General features: G+C 70.2%; 24 protein-coding genes and 2 tRNA genes. 15 read left to right on the top strand and 11 right to left on the bottom strand.

Annotated elements, in window-relative coordinates:
• Positions 1 to 5: 5 nt before the first annotated feature.
• The 4 genes from nucS (at position 6) to C466_RS14200 (ending at position 3,740) form a co-directional block, all read left to right on the top strand.
• Positions 6 to 767, top strand: coding sequence for an endonuclease NucS (gene nucS, locus C466_RS14215; protein WP_004599150.1), 762 nt, complete (start codon positions 6 to 8; stop codon positions 765 to 767).
• Between the two features lie 130 nt (positions 768 to 897).
• On the top strand, positions 898 to 1,428 hold the full coding sequence (locus C466_RS14210) for a 50S ribosomal protein L16 (RefSeq protein WP_004599151.1): 531 nt from the start codon (positions 898 to 900) through the stop codon (positions 1,426 to 1,428).
• A gap of 137 nt (positions 1,429 to 1,565) precedes the next feature.
• Positions 1,566 to 3,620 (top strand): DEAD/DEAH box helicase, encoded by a 2,055-nt coding sequence (locus C466_RS14205; RefSeq protein ID WP_004599152.1) that lies wholly within the window; start codon positions 1,566 to 1,568, stop codon positions 3,618 to 3,620.
• Positions 3,621 to 3,669: 49 nt separating this feature from the next.
• Positions 3,670 to 3,740: transfer RNA gene (locus C466_RS14200), tRNA-Pro, on the top strand.
• Between the two features lie 394 nt (positions 3,741 to 4,134).
• Here the strand turns inward: C466_RS14200 and C466_RS14195 are convergent.
• Both C466_RS14195 and C466_RS14190 read right to left on the bottom strand, forming a co-directional pair.
• Positions 4,135 to 5,337, bottom strand: coding sequence for a DNA cytosine methyltransferase (locus C466_RS14195; protein ID WP_004599153.1), 1,203 nt, complete (start codon positions 5,335 to 5,337; stop codon positions 4,135 to 4,137).
• A gap of 150 nt (positions 5,338 to 5,487) precedes the next feature.
• Positions 5,488 to 6,105, bottom strand: coding sequence for a beta-class carbonic anhydrase (locus C466_RS14190; protein WP_004599154.1), 618 nt, complete (start codon positions 6,103 to 6,105; stop codon positions 5,488 to 5,490).
• A gap of 213 nt (positions 6,106 to 6,318) precedes the next feature.
• Here C466_RS14190 and C466_RS14185 point away from each other — a divergent pair.
• Positions 6,319 to 6,392 (top strand) — tRNA-Phe (locus C466_RS14185).
• 358 nt (positions 6,393 to 6,750) lie between these two features.
• Here the strand turns inward: C466_RS14185 and C466_RS14180 are convergent.
• The 3 genes from C466_RS14180 to C466_RS14175 form a co-directional block, all read right to left on the bottom strand.
• Positions 6,751 to 7,044 carry a zinc ribbon domain-containing protein gene (locus C466_RS14180; protein ID WP_004599155.1) on the bottom strand — a complete coding sequence of 98 codons (294 nt, stop codon included), beginning with the start codon at positions 7,042 to 7,044 and terminating at the stop codon, positions 6,751 to 6,753.
• 87 nt (positions 7,045 to 7,131) lie between these two features.
• Positions 7,132 to 7,302 carry a hypothetical protein gene (locus C466_RS17050; RefSeq protein ID WP_004599156.1) on the bottom strand — a complete coding sequence of 57 codons (171 nt, stop codon included), beginning with the start codon at positions 7,300 to 7,302 and terminating at the stop codon, positions 7,132 to 7,134.
• The gene (locus C466_RS14175; protein ID WP_004599157.1) at positions 7,299 to 7,901 is read right to left on the bottom strand and encodes a hypothetical protein; all 603 of its coding nucleotides are present in this window, start codon (positions 7,899 to 7,901) and stop codon (positions 7,299 to 7,301) included. The genes C466_RS17050 and C466_RS14175 overlap by 4 nt, the downstream gene beginning before the upstream one ends.
• Positions 7,902 to 8,085: 184 nt before the next feature.
• On the opposite strand from C466_RS14175, the gene C466_RS14170 reads away from it, so the two are divergent.
• The gene (locus C466_RS14170; RefSeq protein ID WP_004599158.1) at positions 8,086 to 8,280 is read left to right on the top strand and encodes a cold-shock protein; all 195 of its coding nucleotides are present in this window, start codon (positions 8,086 to 8,088) and stop codon (positions 8,278 to 8,280) included.
• 183 nt (positions 8,281 to 8,463) lie between these two features.
• On the opposite strand, the gene C466_RS14165 is transcribed toward C466_RS14170, so the two are convergent.
• Entirely contained in the window at positions 8,464 to 8,778 is a 315-nt protein-coding gene (locus C466_RS14165; RefSeq protein WP_004599159.1) for a 2Fe-2S iron-sulfur cluster-binding protein, read from the bottom strand.
• A gap of 160 nt (positions 8,779 to 8,938) precedes the next feature.
• Between C466_RS14165 and C466_RS14160 the strand changes: the two genes are divergently transcribed.
• From C466_RS14160 to C466_RS14145, 4 genes are all read left to right on the top strand, one after another.
• Positions 8,939 to 10,051, top strand: coding sequence for a DUF7093 family protein (locus tag C466_RS14160; RefSeq protein ID WP_004599160.1), 1,113 nt, complete (start codon positions 8,939 to 8,941; stop codon positions 10,049 to 10,051).
• 91 nt (positions 10,052 to 10,142) lie between these two features.
• Entirely contained in the window at positions 10,143 to 10,526 is a 384-nt protein-coding gene (locus tag C466_RS14155; protein ID WP_004599162.1) for a DUF5611 family protein, read from the top strand.
• A gap of 180 nt (positions 10,527 to 10,706) precedes the next feature.
• Complete coding sequence (locus C466_RS14150; RefSeq protein ID WP_004599163.1) at positions 10,707 to 11,165, top strand: universal stress protein; 459 nt, start codon at positions 10,707 to 10,709, stop codon at positions 11,163 to 11,165.
• Between the two features lie 90 nt (positions 11,166 to 11,255).
• Positions 11,256 to 12,233 carry an ROK family protein gene (locus C466_RS14145; protein ID WP_004599165.1) on the top strand — a complete coding sequence of 326 codons (978 nt, stop codon included), beginning with the start codon at positions 11,256 to 11,258 and terminating at the stop codon, positions 12,231 to 12,233.
• Between the two features lie 32 nt (positions 12,234 to 12,265).
• Here C466_RS14145 and C466_RS14140 read toward each other — a convergent pair whose 3' ends face one another.
• Positions 12,266 to 13,276, bottom strand: a complete 1,011-nt coding sequence (locus tag C466_RS14140) for a PrsW family intramembrane metalloprotease (RefSeq protein WP_004599166.1) — start codon at positions 13,274 to 13,276, stop codon at positions 12,266 to 12,268.
• Positions 13,277 to 13,396: 120 nt separating this feature from the next.
• Between C466_RS14140 and C466_RS14135 the strand changes: the two genes are divergently transcribed.
• From C466_RS14135 to C466_RS14125, 3 genes are all read left to right on the top strand, one after another.
• Positions 13,397 to 13,789: a DUF7532 family protein gene (locus C466_RS14135; protein ID WP_004599168.1), complete on the top strand. Its 393-nt coding sequence runs from the start codon at positions 13,397 to 13,399 to the stop codon at positions 13,787 to 13,789.
• Between the two features lie 2 nt (positions 13,790 to 13,791).
• Positions 13,792 to 15,321: a DUF402 domain-containing protein gene (locus C466_RS14130; RefSeq protein WP_004599169.1), complete on the top strand. Its 1,530-nt coding sequence runs from the start codon at positions 13,792 to 13,794 to the stop codon at positions 15,319 to 15,321.
• Positions 15,322 to 15,504: 183 nt separating this feature from the next.
• Entirely contained in the window at positions 15,505 to 19,371 is a 3,867-nt protein-coding gene (locus C466_RS14125) for a glycoside hydrolase family 97 catalytic domain-containing protein (protein WP_004599171.1), read from the top strand.
• A 46-nt stretch (positions 19,372 to 19,417) separates the two neighbouring features.
• Here the strand turns inward: C466_RS14125 and C466_RS14120 are convergent, their stop codons facing one another.
• The 3 genes from C466_RS14120 to C466_RS14110 form a co-directional block, all read right to left on the bottom strand.
• Complete coding sequence (locus C466_RS14120; RefSeq protein WP_004599172.1) at positions 19,418 to 19,753, bottom strand: NifU family protein; 336 nt, start codon at positions 19,751 to 19,753, stop codon at positions 19,418 to 19,420.
• A gap of 135 nt (positions 19,754 to 19,888) precedes the next feature.
• Positions 19,889 to 20,227 carry a hypothetical protein gene (locus tag C466_RS14115; RefSeq protein ID WP_004599175.1) on the bottom strand — a complete coding sequence of 113 codons (339 nt, stop codon included), beginning with the start codon at positions 20,225 to 20,227 and terminating at the stop codon, positions 19,889 to 19,891.
• 91 nt (positions 20,228 to 20,318) lie between these two features.
• Positions 20,319 to 20,933 (bottom strand): 2Fe-2S iron-sulfur cluster-binding protein, encoded by a 615-nt coding sequence (locus tag C466_RS14110; protein WP_004599176.1) that lies wholly within the window; start codon positions 20,931 to 20,933, stop codon positions 20,319 to 20,321.
• Between the two features lie 147 nt (positions 20,934 to 21,080).
• Here C466_RS14110 and C466_RS14105 point away from each other — a divergent pair, with 147 nt between their 5' ends.
• Positions 21,081 to 21,563 (top strand): RNA-binding protein, encoded by a 483-nt coding sequence (locus C466_RS14105; protein ID WP_004599178.1) that lies wholly within the window; start codon positions 21,081 to 21,083, stop codon positions 21,561 to 21,563.
• Between the two features lie 460 nt (positions 21,564 to 22,023).
• Positions 22,024 to 22,860 carry an endonuclease/exonuclease/phosphatase family protein gene (locus tag C466_RS14100; protein ID WP_004599179.1) on the top strand — a complete coding sequence of 279 codons (837 nt, stop codon included), beginning with the start codon at positions 22,024 to 22,026 and terminating at the stop codon, positions 22,858 to 22,860.
• Between the two features lie 10 nt (positions 22,861 to 22,870).
• Here the strand turns inward: C466_RS14100 and C466_RS14095 are convergent, their stop codons facing one another.
• Complete coding sequence (locus C466_RS14095; RefSeq protein ID WP_004599180.1) at positions 22,871 to 23,644, bottom strand: DUF1028 domain-containing protein; 774 nt, start codon at positions 23,642 to 23,644, stop codon at positions 22,871 to 22,873.
• Positions 23,645 to 23,895: the final 251 nt, after the last annotated feature.

Here is a 23,895-nt window from a genome sequence, read left to right as displayed (position 1 = left end):
GGCCAGTGACAGTTACGAGCGTCCACGACCCGAGCCACCGCGAGGCCCTCTGGGAGCTGGAGGACGCCTTCGAGCGCGGCGATCTCGTCAGCCTGTTCGGCCGCTGTACGGTCTCGTACGAGGGTCGGGCCGCCTCGGACCTCGGCGCGGGCGATCGGCTGCTCGTGTTGAAGCCCGACGGCGCCGCCCTCGTCCACACCGACGAGGGGCGCCAGCCGGTCAACTGGCAGCCACCGGGATCCGAACACCACGCCGCGGTGCGCGAGGGGCGGCTCCGCGTGCGCTCGACCCGAAGCAATCCCGACGAGACGCTGACGGTCCGCTTCTCGGACGTCCACCAGCTCTCCGCGATGGCCGTGACGGGCGGGCGCGACCTCGACCTCCACGGCAGCGAGGAGGACCTCCGGACCCGAATCTTGGAGCGACCCGACCTCGTCGAGGCCGGATTCGAGCCCCGCGAGACCGAACGCCCGTCCAGCGCCGGCCCGATGGACGTCTTCGGCGTCGACGCCGACGGGACCCCGGTCGTCGTCGAGCTGAAGCGCCGGCGCGTCGGCCCGGACGCCGTCGGGCAACTCGCCCGGTACGTGCGGGCGCTCCGCGAGGAACTGGGGATCGAGGATACCGAAGAGGACGAATATTCCGACCGCGACGCCCCCGCGGTCCGCGGCGTCCTCGTCGCGCCGTCGGTCACCGACCGCGCCGCGGAGCGGCTCGCGGACCGCGGGTTCGACCACGTCGCGCTCGACCCGACGCCGGAGGAGTGAGCCGGGCGGCGTGTCAACGCGGACCGCGATTCGAGGCGGAACGCCGCCGCTGCCCCCCGAAGAGCCGACGAAGCCGCCTCGCTATCGAAGGGTTTATCGCCGCAGCGCGGGCTACATCGGACAAGTAGCCATGTCTGACAAACCCGCCTCTATGTATCGGACGATCGACAAGCCGTCGTACACCCGCCGCGAGTACATCACGGGCATCCCCGGCTCGAAGATCGCCCAGCACAACATGGGCGACCTCTCCGCGGAGCCGGACGACTACCCCGTCCAGATCAGCCTCCGCGTCGAGGAGGAGCTCCAGGTCCGACACGGCTCGCTGGAGAGCGCGCGCCTCTCGGCGAACCGCCACCTGATCAAGGAGCTCGGCGAGGGCAACTACAAGATGACCCTCCGCAAGTTCCCCCACCAGGTCATCCGGGAGAACAAGCAGGCGACCGGCGCCGGCGCGGACCGCGTCTCCGACGGGATGCGGCAGGCGTTCGGTAAGCCGGTCGGCACCGCGGCGCGTCTCAACAAGGACGACGTCGTCTTCACGGCGTACTGCGACGTCGAGCAGGCGTCCGTCGTGAAAGAGGCGTTCCGCCGCGCGTACAACAAGCTCTCCCCGCCGTGCCGGATCACGGTCGACCGCGGCGAGAAGCTGCTCGTCTCGTAGACCACCTCGACCCCCGTCCGTGAGGCGGGCTTTTCTCCGCGCGTTCGCGTGACGTAGCCGCGGCGCCGCGAGTCTCCGGACCGGTTCCGATCCCCGAGCCGAACACCTGAAATACCTCGCTCGCGTACCGCACGGCAGTGTCACAGCAGCTGGCCGAGGTCGAGACGCTGTTCCTCCACGAGGCGCGGAGCGACTACACCGTCGTCGCGAACCGCGACGGCAAGCGCGTGCTCCGCGGGCGGCTCGAGCTCAAGGAGACCTCCGCGGGCCCGCGCCCGGGGAAGTTTCGGGTGATCCGCGACGGCGAGGACCACCCCCGCCAGCCGGACGAGTTCGTCGACCTCGCCCGCGCGGCCGGCCGGATCCGCATCTCCGAGCAGACCACTCCCGAGAACCGGGCGCGGCTGAAGGAGATGCTCGACGGCTACCAGCTGGAGGCGACGGCGGTCCGGACCTGCCGGCGCTGCGCGAGCGACGGACGCTACGGGCCGATCACGAGCGAGGACGCCATCGACCACAACGGCGAGCTGATCTGCCGGGACTGCGCCCGCCGGGAGCTGGAGCGCGAACTGTCGTACAAAGGCGAGTTCACGGGCGCGGCCGAGGAACGCCTCGAGGAGCTGCTGTACGAGTCGGGCGACCTCGACCGGATCGTGAGCCTCCTCCAAGGTGGACTCGACCCGGACCTCACGAAGTACGACGAGGTGTCGGCGAACGTCGACGACGTCTCCCCGGTCCGGACCGAGGACCTCGACCTCCACCCGGACCTCTCTTCGCACCTCCAAGGCCGCTTCGAGGAGCTACTGCCGGTCCAGAGTCTCTCCGTGCGGAACGGCCTGCTCGACGGCGACGACCAGCTCGTGGTGAGCGCCACGGCGACGGGGAAGACGCTCGTCGGCGAGCTGACCGGGATCGACCGCGCGCTGAAGGGGGACGGGAAGCTGCTCTTCTTGGTCCCGCTCGTCGCGCTCGCCAACCAGAAGCACGAGGACTTCGAGGACCGCTACGGCGACCTGCTCGACGTCTCCATCCGGGTCGGCTCCTCGCGGGTGAACGACGACGGCAACCGCTTCGACCCGCACGCCGACGTGATCGTCGGCACCTACGAGGGGATCGACCACGCGCTCCGGACCGGCAAGGACCTGGGCGACGTGGGCACGGTCGTCATCGACGAGGTCCACACGCTGAAGGAGGGCGAGCGCGGCCACCGGCTTGACGGGCTCATCTCGCGGCTGAAGTATTACAGCGAGGATCGGATGGAGACCCACGCGGGCTACGACGGCACCCAGTTCGTCTACCTCTCGGCGACCGTCGGGAACCCCGAGTGGCTCGCCGAGAAGCTCCGGGCGACGCTCATCGAGTACGAGGAGCGACCCGTCCCCATCGAGCGACACGTCACGTTCGCGGACAGCCGGGAGAAGGCGCAGATCGCGGACAAGCTCGTCAAGCGGGAGTTCGACACGAAGTCCTCGAAGGGGTACCGCGGGCAGACGATCATCTTCACGAACTCGCGGCGGCGCTGCCACGAGATCAGCCGCAAGCTGCGGTACGACTCCGCGCCGTACCACGCCGGGCTCGACTACGGCCGCCGGAAGAAGGTCGAGCGCCAGTTCGGGAACCAGGACCTCTCGGCGGTCGTCACCACCGCGGCGCTGGCGGCCGGCGTCGACTTCCCCGCCTCGCAGGTGATCTTCGACTCGCTGGCGATGGGGATCGAGTGGCTCTCGGTCCAGGAGTTCTCGCAGATGCTCGGGCGCGCCGGACGCCCCGACTACCACGACCGCGGCCGCGTCTACCTCCTCGTCGAGCCGGACGGCGTCTACCACGGGTCGATGGACCGCACGGAGGACGAGGTGGCGTTCACCCTGCTGAAAGGCGAGATGGAGGACGTGGCGACGCACTACGACGAGACCGCGGCCGCCGAGGAGACGCTCGCGAACGTCGTCGTCGCCGGCAAGAAGGCGAAGCGCCTCAACGACCGGATGATCGGCGAGGTCCCCACCAAGCACGCGCTCGGGAAGCTGCTAGAGTGGAACTTCATCGACGGCTTCGAGCCGACGCCGCTCGGCCGCGGGGTGACGCGGCACTTCCTCGCGCCCGACGAGGCGTTCTTCATCCTCGACTCGGTCCGGAAGGGGACCGACCCGTACGACATCGTCGCCGACCTCGAACGGCGCGACGACGAGGAGTGACGACGCGCAACGAAACCCTTTAGCGGCTCTTCGGGGTATGTAGGAGTACGGGACCGTGGGTTAGTGGTATACTCCGAGCCTTGGGTGCTCGTGACCCCGGTTCGAATCCGGGCGGTCCCATTCTGCTGTTGCGAACAATCCGTGAGCAGTGGCGACTATTTACAAATAAAGAGGCGGTGGCGCGTGCCTGCGAGGCCGCCCCGCGGCCGAGCAGCACGCGCGAGGGAGTCAGTCGCCGGAGCGAAGCGGAGGCGACTGACGAGGCTGGGGAGGTGTGAGGTGCGGTCGCGGTGCGGGGTGGGACTCAAAAGGGCAGCCGGGAGGCGGGCGCAGGTGACGCAAGCACCGCAGCGAGGGAGCGAACGGAGTGACGAGGAGCGCAGCGAGCGTGCGACCGCCTCTCGGCCGGGGCTTTGGAGGTGTTCGCCGCCGATCTACCAGCGACTATTTATAAACAAGCCGCTGGAACTTTGGTATTCTTCACCGCACCGCCGATCACCACCTAAAAAAGATCTCAGGCCAAGTCAGTCAGCGACTGCTGTTCGTACACGTCGGGGTCGGCGGGGGGCGCGTCCCGGATCTCGGGGTAGTACTCCAGCAGCTGGGTCGCCAACTCCTCGCCAAGTCGGACCGGGACGGCGTTGCCGATCTGTTTCATCACGTCGGTCTTCGTCCCCTCAAAGACGAACTCGTCGGGGAACGTCTGGAGCCGCGCCATCTCGCGCGGGGTGAGGTAGCGGTCCTCGCTCGGGTGGATGAAGACGTTCGTGCTCACCGTCAGCGACGGTTCGTCGGGGTCGAGCCGGCGGAGGTACGTCCCGTAGCGCTTGACGATCTCGGGCTCGTGCGGGCAGGTGTCGGTGTCCTCGCAGTCGCACTGGTACTTCTTCGTCTTCAGCCGGTCGGGGAGGTCGCGGTAGTAGCCGCCCGGGGGGACGTGGCGGATGCGTTCGAGCGTCTTCTCGCCGGTGTCCGCGTACGTCATGTTCGGCAGGTCGTCGGTCGCGTCCGCGAGCGCCTCGCCCGCGGTGCGCCACTGCCCCTCGGGCGTCGTCGGCTCCGGGAACCGGATCGGCACGTCGCGGTCGGTGCCCATGAAGAAGATCCGGCGGCGCTTCTGCGGGACGCCGTACTGCTCGGCCTCCAGCACCCGGTACTCGCACTTGTAGCCGTGGGCCGCGAACTCGTCGACGATGAGGTCCTTCACGTACCGGTCGTCGCTGGTCTGGCGGTTGATCAGGTCGCGGACGTTCTCCATCAACACCAGCTGCGGTTCGAGGACGGAGACGACCCGGAGGAACTCCTCGAAGAGGGTGTTCCGGCGGTCCTTCTCCATCTCGTCGAGCTCGATCTGCTCGTTGTTGAGCCGGCTGAACCCCTGACAGGGCGGCCCGCCGATCACCACGTCGACGCCGTCCGGGTCGTAACCGGCGCCCGCGACGGCCTCGCGGATCGCCGGGGCGTCGAGCTCGCGGACGTCCTCCTCGACGAACTCGGTGTCGGGGAAGTTGCGGCGGTACGTCTCCGCGGCCGGCTCCCACTGGTCGCTCCCGAGGGCGACGTCGAAGCCGGCGCGCTCGAAGCCCAGATCCAAGCCGCCGCACCCAGAGAAGAAGCCGGCGACGACCGGCGCGTCGGCGTCGCCGCTCGCGGCGTGCGCGCCGTCCGCGCCGGTCACGGCGTCGTCACCGGTCGTCGCGTCGCCGTCAGCGCCCACCGGCACCACCTCGCTCGAACGCGGGCGCGTGTACTCGGTCCATTTGCCACTCGGTTCGCTGCGGGCGCATAAAAACGTCACACCTCGGGGCGCGAGGCGTCGGCGCGTCGGTCGCCCGCCCGGATCAGGCCCCCGGATCAGGTCCGCGGATCAGGCCCGCCGCTCGCTGATCTCCTCGGCGATCCGCTCGTCCGGGCGGCGGAGCTCGCCGGACTCGACCTCGTAGACGTAGCCGGAGACGGTCGTGTCGTCCGGGATGAACGCGGACTCGCGGAGGTACTCGACCTGTGCGGCGCATGCCGCGTCGATGTCGTCGGTCATCTTCACCCAGTCGAGGAGGTCGGCCTCGCCGATGGTGAGCTCCGGGAGCGAGGGGTCGAGGTCGACGTCGTCGAGGTCGCCGGCCTGCGCTTCGAGTCCCTCGCGGACCGCATCGTCGGGTGCGCTCATCATGCCGCAGTCGGTGTGGTTGATCACGACGATCTCGTCGGTGTCGAAGAAGTTCGTCGTGAGCGCGGCCGACCGGATCACGTCGTCCGTCACCTTGCCGCCCGCGTTGCGGAACACCTGCGCGTCGCCGAGGTCGATGCCGAGCGCCTCCTCGATCGGGATTCGCTCGTCCATACAGGCGACGACGAGGAGGTTCTCGTCGGTCGGGATCCCCTTGCGGCGGCGCCGCGCCCAGTCGTCTCGCTCGTCGACCGCGGCGTCGAGTCGCTCGTGGTGCGTGTCGTGGTCGGCCTCAGCGTCGTGGTCGTGGGATGCCATCGGCGGATCGGAGGGGCGCGAGAAAGGGGGCGGTTGCGGAAACCCCGATCCGCACCGTCGCCCCGGATCGGCGGCGATATCGTCCGACGTCTGGGACGCGAATCGGACGCCGAACGGAGCGAGGGCGATCGACGGAAGCGAGCGGGCGGTGTCCGATCGGGGCGCCGCCTTTCGAAATCCTTTTGTCTCGAATCGGCGTTGGTTCGAGTGCGAGCCGCCTTAGCTCAGACTGGGAGAGCACTCGACTGAAGATCGAGCTGTCCCCCGTTCAAATCGGGGAGGCGGCATATTCTGAACCCGCGAGCGACGGCGAGCGGGTGAAGAAACGACGCCGACCCGATTTGGGCACGGAAGTCGCGCGCAGCGCAGCGAACACGTCTTCCGGNGAAGAAACGACGCCGACCCGATTTGGGCACGGAAGTCGCGCGCAGCGCAGCGAACACGTCTTCCGGAGTTCAAATCGGGGAGGCGGCATGGCTTTTCGGCACGATCCGCATTCGTTAGCCTTGATTGAAGATCGAGCTGTCCCCCGTCCCCGCGAGCGTAGCGAGCGGGGAACAGTGAGACGACCGGAGGGAGTCCCACGCGTTTCAAATCGGGGAGGCGGCATATTCTGAACCCGCGAGCGTCGGCTGAAGGACCCGGTCACCCGTTCGGCCCCAGCGGCGACGCGCACTCGCGACAGTAAACGAATTCGGCCGCGTTTTCGGCGCCGCACTGCGGACAGGTCGACGGACCCGCACCGTCGGTCTCCGGGTCCGCCGGGTCACGGTCGTAGACGGGGTCCTCGGTGTACCGCTCGATCTCGCCCTCGCGCCGCCTGCGGCTGCGCTCGCGACCCTCTCGGAAGATCGCAACGAGGGCCCGAGCCCCGACCCCCAGCGCGACGAGCAGCAGCGCGCCGGTCGCGACGAGGTAGACCGTGCCAACGTCGACCATGGGGTGCCTACGGGCCGGAGACGTAGATAGTGTAGGGTGTCAACACGGGTCGCGGACAGTCCTCGGCCCCGGGCGGCCGACCGCGGCTCACTCGTCGCCGACGAAGACGGTCGCGAGCCGGTCGCCGCAGTGCGGGCAGTTCAGCGTCTGCCACGTGTCCGCGTCGAGGTCGCCGAACGGCTCCGAGCGCCGGGCGTCCGCGACGGCGACGCTCGCGCCGCACGTCTCGCAGTCGTGGGTGTCGGCGGCGTCAGTCATTCCCCGAGCGAGTACAGCGCGGTCGCCGCGAGGATGCCCGCGGTCTGCCCGGCGCCGACGAGCGCGATTCCCGCGACGGTGCCGGTCGCAGAGCCCGCGAGCGCGGCGACGGCGGCGCCCGCGACCGAACACGCGGCCGCGACGTACTGAACGATCGAGCGCGGGACCGCCGGGTCACGCAGGCCCGTGTAGACGAACGCGGGCGCGGGCAGCAGCATCCAGCCGTAGAACGCGACGGCGAGGAGCGCGTCGGCCGGGACCGCGCCCGCGAGCGCCGGGACGGTCCCGTCGCGCGCGAGGAACCCGGCGACGCCGGCGAGCGTGACCGGCGTGCCCGCGAGGATGACCAGCTTCCACGCGCGCAGGACGCCCGTCGCCATGTCGCGCCACGAGGCGGCGACGAAGGCGACGAGCAGGGCGCTCATGACGACGTGGGCGACGAACAGCGCGTGCGAAGAGACGACGCCGAGGACCGCCCCGGCGGCGACTCCCCAAGCCGCCGGGACCAACAGCGCGGGACCGTTCTCGCGGAGCGGTAAGCCGGGGCCGCCCGCTCGGTGCGCGTGAGACACACGCGCCGCTTTCGCGGCCGGAACCATAAACGTCGGCGTCGGACTGGGCGCCGGAGAACTCGACGGATCGGACACTCGCGCGCAGCGAACCCGTCGAACGGTCAACTGGCTGCCGTAGAACTGGGTATTTCGAAGACAATCGTTCAGAGAGCGTCGTGGTAACTGTACACTCGCAATTCTTATCCCCGGTCGGGGCCTCCCTATGAACGCAATGGCGACCGGAAAGGTTGATTTCTTCAACGACACTGGCGGCTACGGATTTATTGAGACTGACGACGCGGACGACGACGTGTTCTTCCACATGGAAGACGTCGGCGGCCCGGACCTCGAAGAGGGCCAGGAGCTCGAGTTCGACATCGAGTCCTCCGAGAAGGGCCCCCGCGCGACCAACGTCGTTCGGCAGTAAGCCGATCCGAAAGGTGGGTCGGTCCGGCTGACGCCGAACGCGACTCTGACACACGGTACTAACCATTTTCGTCCGCGTCGCGGGCTCACGCTCGCCGCGGCCGTATTTTATTCCCGACGAGCGCGTCGCTCGTCGCGTGCGCCGCGGTGCGTAGAAGAATCGACGAGCGCGTCGCGGCCGCGCTCAGATGTGTTGGCCGAAGAGCCCGCGGCCCTTCGTCACCTCGACGTCGCCCTCGACTTTCGTCTGGCACGCGAGGCGGACGTCGTGGCTCGGGTGGTGCGGCGGGAGCCAGAGGCGGGCGCGCTCCTTCTTGCCCGGTTCGCTGACCTCGCCCTCGACCTGGACCGCACAGGAGCCGCACGACCCGGCGCCGCGGCAGTTGAGCTGTTCCATCTTGCCGTTGTAGACGGAGAGACCGGCCTCTTTGAGCACGTCGCGGAGGTTGGCGCCCTTCTCGCACTCGATTTCCTCGCCCTTGTAGGATACAGTAGGCATGTGAGTACACGGTACGCGAGCGATCCACAAAGAGTCTGTGTCCGCGCGACGCGGCGAGCGAAACCGAGGTCGGCGGCCCGGCCGCCCCGCGAAACGGTCGTGTGCCGAGCGTCGGACGCCGACGGGGCGTTTTTTACCCTCGGCACCGCAGGGTGGCACAATGGGACTCAGGTGTCTGCTCGGACACGACTTCGGCGAACCCGAACTCCAGCGGGAGCGCGAGGAGGAGGGCGACGAGGTCGTCACGACAGTCAAGGAGGTGAAGACCTGCGCTCGCTGCGGCGAGACGCAGATCGTCAGCGAAAACACCGAGGTGACGACGATGGAGCAACTCGCCGACGAGGCCGCCGCGAACGCGGCCGGCGGGAGCGACGCGGACGCGGCCGCGACGCCGGAAGTCGGCAGCGGGCCGGGCCCCACCGAGAGGACGCCGGGCTCGGCGTCGGGGGGCGTCGACGCGGACGACGCCGCGAGCGGCACGGGAGGGGTGACCCTCGACGAGGAGCCCGAAGCCGGGAGCGACGACGCGGTGATCCTCGACGACGACGCGGGCGACGAGGCGCCCGAAACGGCCGCCGGAGCGTCCCCGGAAGGGAGCGACGCGCCGGGGAGCGCGACGGAGCGCCCCGACACCGCGGGCGGGTCGGACGCGGCTGGCGGAGCGGCCCCGGCGGACGAGGACGCGGAGCTGTTGGACGCGGGCGAGGACTCGGCGTCGGCCTCGTCTGCCTCCGCCGCGTCGTCCCCCACGGACGACGCGCCGGAATCCGCGTCGGGCGAGACCGACGCGGAGAGCGACGACGGCGTGATCCTCGACGAGGACGGGGAGGACGCCGACGACAGGGAGCGCGGCGCGTGGCCGTCGGTCGACGAGGCGGACGCCGACGCCGACGGGTCGACCGCATGGCCCGACCACGGCGGCGAGGACGAGGGGTTCAGCGCGGAGGTCGGCGAGGGCGGCGACGCGGGCGTCGAGTTCGGCGGCGGGCTCACCCCGGAGGCCGCGGAGGAGCGGGGAGAAGAGGGGGAAGAGACGGAGTACGTCGAGGCCCCCGACGACGCGGAGAGCGTCGCGTTCGACGCCGGCGACGAGGGGGAGACGGGCATCACGCGCGGCGAGAGCCCCGAGCTTGAGACGGTGGGAGACGACGGGCCGACGGAGTACTACTGCCCCGAGTGCGGGATGGTCCGAGCCGCGGACGGGAGTTCGATGCGCGCCGGCGACATCTGTCCGGAGTGCAAGCGCGGGTACGTCGACGAGCGGCCCCAGTAGACGGAGCGGAAACGGCGCGTATCGACGGCCGAGCCCGCGCGGAGCGACCGTGACGAAACTGGTTTACGCCGGCCTGTCGAACGGTCGCGGCATGAAGGAGTACAAGATGCGCCGCGGCGAGCATCTGGACGACCGCATGCCGGACCTGAAGGGCTCTGTCGAGGAGTACTTCGGCGAGGTCACCGACACCGAGGAGTGGGAGGGCCACGAACTGTACGTCGTCGAGGACCCCGACAACCCGGTGTTCGACCGGATCGTCGCGGGCGCCGCCGAGTACGGGAGCAAGAAGGACAAGCTGGCGGTCCACTTCGAGGAGCGCCCCGCCGAGGACGTCATCGCCGAGGGGAACGCCGACGCCGCCGCGGACGCCGTCGACGCGAAAAACGAGTTCCTCTTGGAGGCGACCGGCCGCGACGCGAAGTCCCGCCGCGACTCGCTGAAGCGCGAAGTCGAGGACGACGCGCCCGACTACTGAGCGGACGCCGCCGTTTTTTCGCCGAGAGCCGTGCTCGGAGCCGGTAGCTTCTCGCTCGGCGGAAGGCCGAAGAGCGACGCCTCCCGCCCGTGAGAGTGTCAGGATCGATCGGTTAAATATTTATTCAGATTCGAGTTAAAACTCCGCCAAACTTAACTCGGTCGGGGGCGAAAGGCGTGTATGAGCATCGAGACAGTTGTGCTGGCGGTCGGGAGCGAAGACGAGAAACGGACCGAGCGGCTCGCGGAGGAGATCATCGCGCTCGCCGAGCCGGCGGACGCCGAGGTCGTGTTGACACACGTGTTCGGCGAGGAGGAGTTCGACGAGACCCGCGCGAAGTTGGGCTTCGACCCGGACGGCGAGAACTCGACGCCCGACGAGGTCGCGGAGCGACACCGGACCACCCGGGATCTCTCGAAGGCGCTGTCGGCGGCCGGCGTGCGGCACTCCGTCCGCGGCGCGGTCGGCGACCTCGCGGACGAGGTCGTCGAGACCGCCGAGGGACTCGAGGCCGACCGCGTCGTCGTCGGCGGCCGGCGGCGCTCGCCGACCGGAAAGGCCGTCTTCGGCAGCGCGGCGCAGGAGGTCATGCTCTCGTCGCCGTGTCCGGTGACGTTCGTCCGCGAGACCGCCTCGTAACGCGATTTCGCTGAAGCGGCTCGGTTCTTTACACTCGCTCGACCGCCCGAAGCGTCCCGCTTAAGTGAGACGGGTTCGCGCTTACACCCGATGTACTACGTGGGCGTCGATCTCGGGGCGACGAACGTCCGAGCGGTCGTCGGCGACGAGACCGCGGCGGTCCTCGGCTCCGCGTCGCGAGGCACCCCGCGGGGACCGAACGGCATCGCCGTCACGGAGGCCGTCTTGGAGGTGGTCCGGGGGGCTTGTACCGACGCGGGAATCTCACCGAGCGAGGCGGTCGCGGCCGGGATCGGCTCGATCGGCCCCCTCGACCTCGCGGAAGGGGTCGTCCAGGGGCCCGCGAACCTCCCGGACACCGTCGAGCGCATCCCGCTCGTCGGGCCGGTCGGTCGGCTACTCGACACCGACGAGGTGTACCTTCACAACGACACCATCGCGGGCGTCATCGGCGAGCGGTTCCACTCCGAGCGCAACCCCGACGACATGGTGTACCTCACCATCTCCTCGGGGATCGGCGCCGGGGTGGCCGTCGACGGCAACGTGCTCTCGGGGTGGGACGGTAACGCCGGCGAGGTCGGCCACATGACCGTCGACCCGCACGGGTTCATGACCTGCGGCTGCGGGCTCGACGGGCACTGGGAGGGGTACTGCTCGGGGAACAACATCCCGAAGTACGCCCGCGAGCTGTACGAGGAGGACCCGATCGAGACGAGCCTCCCGATCGAGGACCCCGACTTCTCCGCGGTCGACGTGTTCGAGGCGGCCGGCGAGGACACTTTCGCCGACCACGTGATCGACCAGGTCGCCCACTGGAACGCCATGGGGATCGCCAACGTCATCCACGCGTACGCGCCGCTCGTCGTGAGCGTCGGCGGCGCGGTCGCGCTCAACAACCCCGACCGCGTCCTCGATCCCATCCGCGAGAAGCTCCCGGAGATGGTGTTCATCAACGTCCCCGAGGTGCGGCTCACCGACCTCGGCGACGACGTCGTGGTGAAAGGCGCCCTCGCGAGCGCGCTGACGGACGGCACCGGCGACCGCTCGCGCGTCGAGCAGGCGCCCTGACGGCGGCATGCGGAACGGGAGCGGGTCGGTCTCTACTGCTCGAACTCGTCGAGTTCCGGCTCCACGTCCTCGCCGACCTCGTCGCGCGTGTCGAGGAACGCGTCGCGGTACCGCCAGATCTTCCGGAGGAGAACGTACCCGAACGCGCCCTGAAAGACCACGACGAATCCGAACAGCGCGACGACCTGCGGGAGGCCAAGCAGCTGCGAGGCGACGCCCGTCACCGGACCGACGAGCGTGTTGTACAGCGCGTGGATCGCCGCCGCGAGGACGAGCCCCTTGACGATGATGGGGCCGCGATTTCCGGGGTTGAACTTGGCGAGCCCGAGGTAGTATCCCGCGAACGCCGAGTAGACGACGTGGCCGGGGCCCGCGAGCGCCCGGAGCGCGGCGATGCCGTCGCCGGCGCCGAGCGCCGCGATCCCGACCGTCAGCTCCGCCATGTCGACGTTCTGCGCGATGTACACGAAGTTCTCGATGACGACGAAACCGAGGCCCGCGATGGCGCCGTAGACGGCGCCGTCGATGACGGCGTCGAAGCGGTCGTCGGTGTACGCGTACAGCCGCACCGCGAGCAGCTTCACCGACTCCTCTATCGGCCCGACGACGACGAAGAAGAAGAGGACGAGCCCGAGGAAGCCGAACGGCCGGAAGTACGGCTGGAGCACGCTGTTCAGGATCGCCGCGAACGTCGCGGTGAGGATGGAGAGGAGGAACGTCGCCACGAGCAGCGACAGCGGCTCGGCGGTCGTCACGTCCGAGACGTACACGTACGCGGCGAGGCCGAGCGCGGGGATCACAGAGAGGCCGAGGAGGATCGCGATGGCCGGGTCGAAGAGGAGCCCCAGCCCGAACGAGCCGAGGATCGCGAGGAGGCCGACGAAGGCGACGAAGACGACGAGCGCCTTCGCCGAGCGGGTGATGAGCCAGTGTAACGCGACCGACAGCCCGTCGAGGGAGGTCCGTTCCTCCCAGGTCGCGACGTCGTACAGGTCGCGGCCGTCGTCGGCCCGGGACGCGATCGGGTCCTCGTCGGATGGCATGGCTCCCGTTTGCCTCCGGGGTGACTTAATTAGTGGGCGGCGTCCGAGGGGCGGTCGGCGGCAAGCGGACAGGAGCGGCGCGGCCGACAGCGTTGAAACGGCGGCGCCCGAAGGCGGGGTATGCACTTCGATCCACGGGTCCAGCGCGCCCTCCGAGAGGCCGGGCTGGACGCGGACGCCGTCGCCGACGCCTCGGACCGCGTCGCCGAGCTCGTCGCCCGCGACGCCGACCGACTCCGCGCGTTCTTCGACGCGGACGGGCCCTACTACTCCGACATGGAGATGGCGCACAGCGCGTCGGAGACGCAGGAACACGCGACCGCCGACGTCGACCTGTTCACCCACGGGAGCGACCTCCGCGGCTACCTCTCGCTCGACGGGTGGGGCGTCCCGGTCGAGGGCGGACGGATCCTCCGCGAGGACGGCGGCGGCGACCCGGTCGTCGTCGAACTCTCGCTCGGCGACACGGTGAACGACCGGGTGCGGTTCGCGCGCGAGCGCGGGGACCTCTGAGGATGGCCCGAGCCCGCGTCCGCGGCATCTACGCGACGGCGCTCACCGCGCGCCTGCTCGACGCCGGCCACGAGGTCGTCGACGCCTCGCCGCCGATCCGCCGACGCTTCGACGTCGAGTTCGAAAACGACCCGCCGGACGTCCGGATCGAGACGAGCGGCGACCGGCAGGGCGTCGGCGCGCACGGCGACCCCGACGCGCTCGACGCGGTCCGCGGGCTCCTGACCGACGCGGGCCGCGACGCGCTCGCGTGGGCGGACCCGACGCCGCCCGGCGCCGTCCTCGACGGCGAGGTGACGGAGACCCTCGGCGGCGGCGCCGTCGTCGACCTCCGCGTCGGCGACGGGCAAGCCGGCGGCGCCGGCGACGAAGCCGGGGGCGCGCCCGCGGGGGCCGCCGAGGGATACCTCCCGTACGGCGACGTCGACGCCCGAGTGGAGACGGGGGACCCGGTCCGCGTCCAGGTGCGCGAGTCCGCGGCGCCGTGGACGGACCAGCGCCCCGAACTCGCCGGGAAACTCCGGGTCGGCGGCGACCTCGTCGCGCTCGAACCGGGGTCGGGAACGCGGGTCGACGTGCGAGACGACGAGGCCGCCCGCGAGCTGTCGGGGATGCTCGACCTGCTCGACCTCGACCCGCCGGACGGGTGGCGCGCGGTGTGGCAGCCCCCCGCGGTCGACGCCGACACGGAGGCGCTGACCGCGGGCCTCGACGCGGCGGTCGACGCCGCCGAGGAGCTGCGCGCGGCGGTCGAGTCCGGCGAAGGGAGCGAGTCGGTCGGCGGCGAGGCCAACAGTGACGGCGGCGGCCTCGGCGTCCGCGGCGACCGGAGCCGGCTCCGCGACGCGCCGGTCGCCGCGCCGAGCGCGGGCGTCTGGGTCTGGTTCGGCCGCGAGAGCCGGTCAGGGCTCGACGACGCGCGCCGGACCGCGACCGTGACGATGCCGGGCCACCACCGCGTGAAGGCGGGGTCGGCGGACGCTTCGGCCGGGGTCGACCTCGCGGAGGCGCTCTGCGAGCCCGCCGCCGCCGCCGAGTTCCCGTTCGCGACCGTGACCGACGCGTTCGGCCCGCGCGAGGGCGACGCCCTCCGGATCGACCACGGGAAACCGGATGGCCGACTGATCACCCTCGGCGAGGGGATGGTGACGGGGGTCGACCCGGACGGGACCGTCGCCGTCGAGCGTGAGATGACCGGCGGCGGGACCTACGACGGGCTCGGCGTCGAGCGCGTGGCCGGCGACGTGGCCGAGACGAGCCTGAAGGAGGGGCGCTGGTGGTACCCGACGACGTACCGCGGCCGGGACGGGACCGTCCGCGGGACGTATGTCAACGTCTGTACCCCGGTGGAGATCTTCCCGGACGCCGCCCGATACGTCGACCTCCACGTCGACGTGGTGAAACGCCCCGACGGAACGGTCGAGCGCGTCGACGACGACGAGCTCGACGAGGCGGTCGCGGCCGGAACGGTCCCCGAGCCGCTGGCGGAGAAGGCGCGGAGCGTCGCGTCGGCGCTGGAAAACGCGCTGTGAGGCGCCCAACGCCCCGAATATCTCTTCCGGACGAACGTATCGACTCGGTCGTTTCGAAATTCAATCACTTCGATTCGTTACAATAACATTATTATTCATCGTATAGACGGTGGGGACGGAATGAGTGAAAAACGATCTCAGCAATCGTTAGACGGATCGACGCGGCGGGGGTTCCTCGGGAGCGTGGGGGCGCTGGTCGCCGCGGCCGCCTACTCGCGGGACGTGTCGGCCGACGACGCCGCGCGGGTGGCCAACGACGCGGACGATCCGGTTCAGACGGTGGAGTCGCCCGACGGGTCGATCGCGGTCACGGTCGACGTCGCCGACGGGGTGCCGACCTACGAGGTCGCGCGCGAGGGCGAGACCTACGTCGACTCGTCGACGCTCGGGTTCGACTTCCGGAACCAGTCGGCGTTCGGTGCGAGCGCCGGTAGCGAGGACGGGGCAGTGGCAGTCACGGGCGCCGAGCGCGAGGCGGCGACGGAAGAGTGGGAGCCGGTGTGGGGCGCCTACGACGCGGTGTCGGCCGAGTACAACGCTCTCAGCGTCGGCCTCGCGGACGCGGGATCGGACGGGGGCGCCGCCGAGGACGCCCGGACCGCCACTCTCCAGATCCGCGTCTTCGACGACGGGGTCGGTCTCCGAGTGATCCTCGGCGAGGGCTTCGCGAGCAACTCGGAGAAGGCAGTTGTCGACTCGGAGAACACCGGCGTCGACTTCGCGGACGACTACACCGCGTGGTGGATCGCGAACGCGGTGACGAACCCGCGGTTCGAACAGGAGTACGCGGAGACGCCGCTCTCGGAGATCCCGGGCGGGAGCGATGACCGACGGCCCGACGAGACGCCGATGCGGACCGGGGCGCACACGCCGCTCACCGTCGACGCCGGCGACGCGTACCTCAGCGTCCACGAGGCGAACCTCGACGACTACGCGGCCGCGACGCTCGCACCCCGGAGCGACGACGGGGGGACGGCGTTCGCGACCGAGCTCACGCCGCTGCCCGACGGGTCGCGGGCCTCGCTGGAGCTGCCGGCGGCGACGCCGTGGCGGACGATCCAGGTCGTCGACCGGCCGGGCGAGCTGATCGAGTCGCAGCTGGTCCCGCTGCTCTCCGACCCGCTCGACGAGTCGGCGCTCCCGACCGCCGGCGGCGCGCCCGACACCGACTGGATCGAGCCCCGGAAGTACGTCGGTATCTGGTGGACGATGATCGCGGGGTCGGCGAACTGGGAGTACCGCTCCGACGACGAGATCGAGGGAGCGGGGAACAACCCCGCCGCGTACATCCACGGCGCGCGCACCGAGCGCATGAAGCGGTACATGCGCTTCGCGAGCGAGAACGGCATCGACAGCGTCCTCGTCGAGGGGTGGAACCAGGGGTGGGACACCTATCCGGGCGACGGCTCCGGGCTGAAGTTCGGGGTGGACGACACCTACCCCGACTTCGACGTTCGGGAGGTGACCGAGTTCGGCGCGTCGCTTCCGGAGCCCGTCGAGATGACGGCCCACAACGAGACCGCCGGTAACATCCCGAACTACGAGGAGGCGGTCCTCGACGGGGACGCCTTCGCGGGCTACGACGACGTCGGCATCAACACGATCAAGAACGGCTACGTCGCGGATCGGGGGCTCGGCATCGACGGGGACGGGACGGCGGCGACCCACAACCACCACAACCAGCTCGCGGTGAACCACCACCGGCGGGTGATCCGCGAGGCGGCCGCGAACCGCCAGCAGCTGGAGATCCACGAGGGGATCAAGCCGACCGGCGAGATCCGCACCTACCCGAACGTGGCGAACCGCGAGGTGGTGAAGGCCCAAGAGTACGACGGGTTCGGTCAGCTGGGGTCGAACGTCGGCCGCGACCACCACGTCACGCTGCCGTTCACGCGGAACCTCGCCGGCCCGGTGAGCTACCAGCCCGGCATCTTCGACATCACCTTCAACGACGAGCGCGGCGACCAGATCCAGACGACGCGGGCGAAACAGCTCGCGATGTACCCGACGTACCTCAGCGGCCTCCAGATGGCCGCCGACCGGATCGAGGGGTACGTCGACGAGACGTTCGCGGTCGGCGAGGCGCTCCAGGCCGCCGCCGGCGAGCTCGACGGGCTCGTCACCAGCGACAAGTGGCGGGACGCGTTCGGGACCAACTACGTCGCGGTCGATCCCAACCGCGCGCCGAGCGGGTCGTCGGTCTCCTTCACGGTCGAAGACGTGCCGAGCGCCGGGGCGTACGACCTCCACCTGCGCTACGCGAGCGACGCCGAGGAGAACGCGGGCCGCGTGCGCGACGCCGGCACGCCGCGGGCGACGCTGCGCGTCAACGACGACCGCGAGACCATCGAGCCCGACTTCACCGAGTACTGGGACGACTGGCAGGTGTTCACGACCGAGGTCGACCTCGACGCGGGCGACAACGAGGTCGCGATCGAACTCGACTACGAGCAGGGGGACGACGGCTTCAGCGGCGACGTGGGCGGATTCAACCTCAACACCGTCGCCGTCACCGAGTCCGGCGAGCCGTCGCCGGCCCCGGCCGAGTACGAGGGGTACGTCCCCGACAGCGAGAACTTCGACGCCGAGCCCGAGTTCGGCTTCATCGAGTCGGTCCCGGCGGCCGGCTGGGACGAGACGCGCGTCGTCGGCGCCGCGATCGGCGACTACCTCGCGATCGCCCGCCGGCACGGCGACGAGTGGTACCTCGGCGCCATGACGGACGGCGACGGCCGCGCGGTCGACGTGCCGCTCGACTTCCTCGCGCCCGGGAACTCGGGGAACGCACCCGGCAACTCCGGCGACGCGCCGGGGCGCGGCAAAGGGAAGGGTAACGGCCGCGGCAACGGCAACGGAAACGGTCGCGGAAACGGCCGCGGCAAGGGCCGAAACGGTCCGAAGTACGTCGCGGAGATCTTCGCTGACGCGGTCGGCACCGGCGTCGACCGCGACCCGACCGAGGTCCGCATCGACGAGGCGGTCGTCACGCCCGACACGACGCTGCTCGCGTCGCTCGCCGCGAGCGGCGGGACCGCGGTCAAACTGCGCCCGGCGCCGGGCCGAGAGATCAACCGGCTCCCCGAGTACGGGCGCCCGGAGCAGGAGGTGACGGCGGTCGATGTCGCCGAGGAAGCGGATATCGGAGAACCGTTCATCACCGCGACCGGCTCCAACGACGCCGCCTTCGTCGGCGGCAGGACGGTCGAGATCCTCGTCGACGGCGAGGTCGAAGCGCTCAATAACGTCCGACTACCGCCGAACGCGACGGACGAGACGGTGGAGCTCGGCTTCAGTGTCTCGCGGATTGACACCTTCGACATCGTCGTCCGCGAGGCCGACAGCGGGACGGAGCTCGGCTCCGGGACCGTCACGGTCGCTCCCGGCGACCTCGTGGCGGAGCTCACCGACCCGCAGGGCGACGACGCCGGGCCCGGCGAGTACATCTACCCGGGGAGCGGTGACTTCCAACCGGGCGCGTTCGACCTCCGCTCGTTCCGCGTGCTGGAGAGCGAAGAGGAGTACCGGTTCGCCTTCGAGGTGGAGAACCTGTACGACACGTTCGGGAGCGGCGTGTTCTCGCCGCACTTCTTCGTCGTTTACCTCCGCGACCCGTCGGCTGACAGCGGGCGAACGACGGAAATTGGTGACCTGAGCGTCGTCACGGAGTTCGACGACCCGTGGCAGTACCGGCTCTCCGCCAGCGGCTTCGCCGGGGCGCTCGTCGACGCCGACGGGACTCGAATAGAGAGCCCCGAGCAGTTCGCCGACTTCAGCTCGAACGTCGCCGTCGTCTCCGTTCCGAAGACGGCGCTCGGCGGCGCCGACATCTCCGATTGGGAGGTCCTCCCGGTGGTCGGTTCGGAAGACTTCGGCGCGTTCCGCGACGTCCAAGTCGAGGCCGGCGGGTTCGTCTTCGGCGGTGCGAAGGCGGACGCGGCCGGAAACGCGCCGCGCGTGATCGACATGATCACGCCGGAGGGAACGTCGCAGTCTGACGCGCTCGCCTACGACGCCGATACGCTCGCGTCGCTGCCGTTCACGCCGCTGTAGAGTAGAGGAGAAGAGAGACGCGGCGGAGCCCTCCGCCGCGCCGCATTCAGAAGTGGTTCGCGGACTCGGTCTCGTGTTTCAGTTCGCCGCCGCGGCCGCCCTCGACGGTGGAGGCGCCGTTGTCGCCGGAGGAGGCGGTCCGCACGGTGACGTTGTCGACCTCCTCGAAGTCCATGATGAGGTCGCGGCGGATGTTGTCGGCGGTGATGTTCGAGATGCCGCAGCCGGAGCAGGTGCCGCCGAGCTCGACGACGACCTCGCCGGTCTCGGGGTCCGCCTCGCGCACGACGCTCGTGCCGCCGTGCATCTGGATGATCGGCATCTGCCCGACCATCCACTGCTCTACCCGGTCCGCGAGGCTTTCGTCGCTCTCGTCGCTCATTGCCTCCAGTACAACGCCGACGGTATGGAAAGTTGCGGTTTAGGAGCGATCGAACAAATCGAAAGGAACTGTGTCATCGTCGATGAGACGGAACAGCGCCGCGAGGACCGCTCATCTGGGGCCGGCGTCGAGCGACTACCGGTCGGGCTCGTCGCTCGGGTCGGCCGCGTCGCCCGACTGGCTGGGGAGGCGCGTGGGGTCGGCCGCGTCGTCGCCGTTCATCGAGTCGTCGCGCTCGAGCAGGTACAGCAGCGGGCCGAGCGCGGTCAACACGAGGACGCCGGGGAGGGGCGCGTCGGGGACGAGGACCAGCGTGACGAGGCTCGCGCCGCCGGTGAGAACGACGAGGGCGGCCCACGCCGGCGGCGAGCCGAGGTCGACGCCGACGCGGACCGCGTCGCGGTAGACGGCCGCGGCGATCAGCGCGACGGCGAGGCCCCCGCCGCCGGCGACGAGCGCCGTGGTGACGGACATACGATCGGTTGGGGCGAGACGGGAAAAAGGGTGTCGCGAGCGAACGCGAGCGGAAATTGGAGGGAAGGCGAGAGCGCGGACGCGAGGGCGACTACGGCGCCTCGCCGGTCTCGATGCTGAAGGAGTCGCGGGGGTAGGCGACGCAGGTGAGCGTGTAGCCGTCGTCGATCTCGGCCTCCTCGAGCATCTGCTGGTTGTCGTGCTCGACGAAGTCTTCGCTCGGGCCGTCCGCGATCCGGCCGGCACACGAGACGCACTGGCCCTGCCGACAGGCGTACGGGAGGTCCCACCCCTCGTCTTCGCCCTGTTCGAGGATGGGCTCGTCGTTGGAGAGCTCGACCGTCTCGCCCTGCTTGACGAACTCGACCTCGAAGTACTCCACCTCGTCTTCGGGGATGGCACCGGGGCCGGAGCCGCCGGCATCGCCCTCTTCGAGCTCGCCCTCCTCGCCGTCGCCGCCGGCCGGGATAGCGCCGCCGCCGCCACCGCCGCCGCCGACCGCGCGGTTACCCGGCTCCGGGAATTCCGTCTCGGGGACCGCGGACGCGCGGCGTTCGAGGACTTCGTCCGAGATGTCGGTCGTGGGCTCCCACCCCGTCCCCCGCACCGAGGTGACGAGGACCATGAGCAGCGTCGCGACCGCCGCGAGCACGATCGCGGGCGGGTTCACGATCGCCGCGAGCACGATCGCCAGTGGGTTGAGCATACGAGGGGATATGAAGAGGTGGATTAAGACCGTTTTGATCGGTCCAACGGGACGAGACCGGCGTCGAGCGGCAGCGCTGCGGAGAGATCGCCCGCAGCCACGCCGCGGAGCGGTCCATTTATCGGCCGAGCGGTCGACTGGACGCCCATGGAAGTGAAATCCCGGCACCACCTCCGGAGCGACGAGATCACGGCGATCCAAGAGGCGGTCGCCGACCACCTCGGGGTCGACATCGACGGAGACACCTTCGAGTTCGTCGAGTTCGTCGACGCCGGCTACGAGCTCGTCCTGGTCGACGGCGACCCGGCCGTCTTCTACGTCGACGACGACGAGCCGTTCCTCACCGTCCGGGGCGCGAACGACTTCGACCCGGAGACGGGCGTCGTCACGGTCGACGCGGGCGCGATTTCCTTCGTCTCCGACGGCGCCGACGTGATGCGCCCGGGGATCGTCGAGGCCGACGAGGCGATCCGCGCTGGCGACCTCGTCGTGATCGCCGAGGAGACCCACGGGAAGGTGCTGGCGGTGGGCCGCGCGCTGGTCGACGGCGACGAGATGGCCGGCGACAGCGGGAAGGTCGTCGAGTCGATCCACCACGTCGGCGACGACCTCTACGAGTTCTCGGTGTGAGCTCGGGCGGCGGCAGCGACACTATTTATAAATAGACGAGGCGGTGGCGCGTGCCTGCGAGGCCGCTTCGCGGCCGAGCAGCACCGCGCGAGGGAGTCAGTCGCCTGAGCGAAGCGACGGCGACTGACGAGGCTGGGGAGGCGTGAGGTGCCGTGCGGTGCGGGGTGGGACTCGAAGGGGCAGTCACCGGCAGCTCCGCCGCCGGTTGCCCGTGGCGCGTAGCGCCACGCTGCCGGGAGGCGGCCGTAGGCGACGTAGCACCACAGGGAGCGAACGAACTGAGCGACCGAGGAGCACAGCGAGCGTACGGCCGCCTCCCGGCTGGGGCTTCGGCGGTGTTCACCGCTGATCCGCACACGCTGTTTTATCAGTAATCGACAGCACACCCACCGACGACGACCCAAGCGAACACGCGATCCCTCCGCGCCTTTTAATCGCCTCGCCCGCGACCCCAGAGGTAATGACCGGGATCCGGGTGCTCAGCTACAACGTCCGCTACGCCAACCGCGGCGACCACCACGACGCCTGGCACGACCGCCGCGACGCCGTCGCGCGACTCGTCCGGTTCCATCGCCCCGACGTCGCCGCGTTCCAGGAGCCGCTCCCCAAGCAGCGCGAGGATCTCCGCGAGCGGCTCTTGGCGTACGAGTTCGTCGGACGCGGCCGCGAGGCCGGCGGTGAGGGCGAGGGATGCCCGATCGCGGTCCGGAGCGAGCGCTGGGAGATCGCCGACAGCGACACGTTCTGGCTCTCGGAGATCCCCGACGAGCCCTCGACCGGCTGGGACGCCTCCCACCCGCGGATCGCGACGTGGGCGCGGGTCCAAGCCGTCGACGGCGACGCGGAGCTACTCGTCGTCAACACGCACTTCGACCACGTGAGCGCACACGCGCGACGCGAGTCCGCCCGCCTGCTCCGCGAGCGGGTGCCGGAGATAGCGGCGGCGGACGAGGACGATGCCGGCGAGACGCCCCCGGTCGTGCTCGTCGGCGACCTCAACTGTACCCCGGGGTCGGAGCCGCACCGGATCCTCGTCGGGGACGAGTCCGTCGCGAGAGACGGCGCTACGACGGGCGACGCCCTCGCGCTCCGCGACGCCGCGGCCGACGCCGACCTCAGACACGGCCCGGAGACGAGCCTCACCGACTTCTCGCGGCTGATCGACGGCCGCCGGATCGACCACGCGATCGTCTCGCCCGCGGTGTCGGTCGACGCGTTCGCGACGCTCACGGACCGCGACGACCGCGGGCGGTACCCCTCCGACCACCTGCCGATCCTCGCGCGGCTGTCGGTGTAGGGAGCGGCCGCTACTCCGCGTCGGTGTTGTCGGCCTCCGCGTCGGCGTCGTCGGCCTCCGTACCGGCGTCGTCGGCCTCCGTACCGGCGTCGTCTTCGGCGTCCTCCGCGTCGGCGTACTTCTCCAAGATCGTCTCGTAGCCGCGTTTGGCGGTCTCGTACGTCTCGCGGAGGTCGGCCACCGGGGTCTCGCTCGCGTCGACCCGGAGGTCGTTGTAGTATGGGTCGTCCGCGTCCTCCTCGGTGTTGCGCACGAGCAGCGCCGCGGACTGGACCTCGAGGTCCTCGCGCTTGTCGCCGCCCGCGGCGTGGCCCGCCGCGAGAGCGTCGATCAGCCGCTCGGCGAGCGGCGCGTCGCCGTGCGCGTCGGACTCGTAGGCGGCCGCGGTGTCCTCGATCACGTCCTCGCCCGTCAGGAGGTTGCCCGCGACGGTGTAGTTCTGCCCCTCGCGGTGGCCGTACCAGCCGTTACACTCGTCGCCGGAGAACGCGAACGTCCCGTCGGCGTCGACGCCGTGGAGCTGGCGCTGGGCGCTCCCCTCGTCGGCGTTCAACAGGGCCTCCAAGGCGTCGTCGACCGCGAGCCCGTCGCCGAGGTACTCGATCCCCTTTCGCCCGAGCTCGACGTTGACGAGCGACTGGGTCGCAACCGCGCCGTCCGACGACGCGAAGGGGCACAGCGTGCCGACGCCCGGCAGCCGCGTCGTCACCGCCACGCCGAACCGGATCTGGTCGCCGCCGTCCTCGTCGGTGTACCGCTCGCGAACGCAGATGCTGAACGTCACACGTCCACTGGGTCGGCGTCCCGCAAAAGAGTGGGTTCCGGGGGCGAGCTTTCCGGTTCTCGGGCGCGGAGCGGCGCGGTGAAACGGACGGCGAGCGCGCGAGCGATTCGCGGGGACCCACGCCCGCCGTGGATCTCACGAACCCCGGATAAAACCGGCCGACGGACCGTCACCGATCGGGGCGGATCCGGGGACTGCGACGGCACCGAACGGATCGAGTGGGATGTGAACTGGCGACATACTTATCCGTG

This window comes from Halorubrum distributum JCM 10118 (assembly GCF_000337335.1).
GTDB lineage: Archaea > Halobacteriota > Halobacteria > Halobacteriales > Haloferacaceae > Halorubrum > Halorubrum distributum.
This window is presented reverse-complemented; position numbering and strand designations above follow the sequence as displayed.

What these genes read in the sequence shown, in the direction of transcription:
- C466_RS14210 (WP_004599151.1), top strand. Translation starts at nt 898, where the DNA reads ATGTCTGACAAACCCGCCTCTATGTATCGGACGATCGACAAGCCGTCG.
- C466_RS14190 (WP_004599154.1), bottom strand. Translation starts at nt 6,105, where the DNA reads ATGGCATCCCACGACCACGACGCTGAGGCCGACCACGACACGCACCAC.
- C466_RS14180 (WP_004599155.1), bottom strand. Translation starts at nt 7,044, where the DNA reads ATGGTCGACGTTGGCACGGTCTACCTCGTCGCGACCGGCGCGCTGCTG.
- C466_RS17050 (WP_004599156.1), bottom strand. Translation starts at nt 7,302, where the DNA reads ATGACTGACGCCGCCGACACCCACGACTGCGAGACGTGCGGCGCGAGC.
- C466_RS14175 (WP_004599157.1), bottom strand. Translation starts at nt 7,901, where the DNA reads ATGGTTCCGGCCGCGAAAGCGGCGCGTGTGTCTCACGCGCACCGAGCG.
- C466_RS14170 (WP_004599158.1), top strand. Translation starts at nt 8,086, where the DNA reads ATGGCGACCGGAAAGGTTGATTTCTTCAACGACACTGGCGGCTACGGA.
- C466_RS14165 (WP_004599159.1), bottom strand. Translation starts at nt 8,778, where the DNA reads ATGCCTACTGTATCCTACAAGGGCGAGGAAATCGAGTGCGAGAAGGGC.
- C466_RS14160 (WP_004599160.1), top strand. Translation starts at nt 8,939, where the DNA reads ATGGGACTCAGGTGTCTGCTCGGACACGACTTCGGCGAACCCGAACTC.
- C466_RS14155 (WP_004599162.1), top strand. Translation starts at nt 10,143, where the DNA reads ATGAAGGAGTACAAGATGCGCCGCGGCGAGCATCTGGACGACCGCATG.
- C466_RS14150 (WP_004599163.1), top strand. Translation starts at nt 10,707, where the DNA reads ATGAGCATCGAGACAGTTGTGCTGGCGGTCGGGAGCGAAGACGAGAAA.
- C466_RS14145 (WP_004599165.1), top strand. Translation starts at nt 11,256, where the DNA reads ATGTACTACGTGGGCGTCGATCTCGGGGCGACGAACGTCCGAGCGGTC.
- C466_RS14140 (WP_004599166.1), bottom strand. Translation starts at nt 13,276, where the DNA reads ATGCCATCCGACGAGGACCCGATCGCGTCCCGGGCCGACGACGGCCGC.
- C466_RS14135 (WP_004599168.1), top strand. Translation starts at nt 13,397, where the DNA reads ATGCACTTCGATCCACGGGTCCAGCGCGCCCTCCGAGAGGCCGGGCTG.
- C466_RS14130 (WP_004599169.1), top strand. Translation starts at nt 13,792, where the DNA reads ATGGCCCGAGCCCGCGTCCGCGGCATCTACGCGACGGCGCTCACCGCG.
- C466_RS14120 (WP_004599172.1), bottom strand. Translation starts at nt 19,753, where the DNA reads ATGAGCGACGAGAGCGACGAAAGCCTCGCGGACCGGGTAGAGCAGTGG.
- C466_RS14115 (WP_004599175.1), bottom strand. Translation starts at nt 20,227, where the DNA reads ATGTCCGTCACCACGGCGCTCGTCGCCGGCGGCGGGGGCCTCGCCGTC.
- C466_RS14110 (WP_004599176.1), bottom strand. Translation starts at nt 20,933, where the DNA reads ATGCTCAACCCACTGGCGATCGTGCTCGCGGCGATCGTGAACCCGCCC.
- C466_RS14105 (WP_004599178.1), top strand. Translation starts at nt 21,081, where the DNA reads ATGGAAGTGAAATCCCGGCACCACCTCCGGAGCGACGAGATCACGGCG.
- C466_RS14100 (WP_004599179.1), top strand. Translation starts at nt 22,024, where the DNA reads ATGACCGGGATCCGGGTGCTCAGCTACAACGTCCGCTACGCCAACCGC.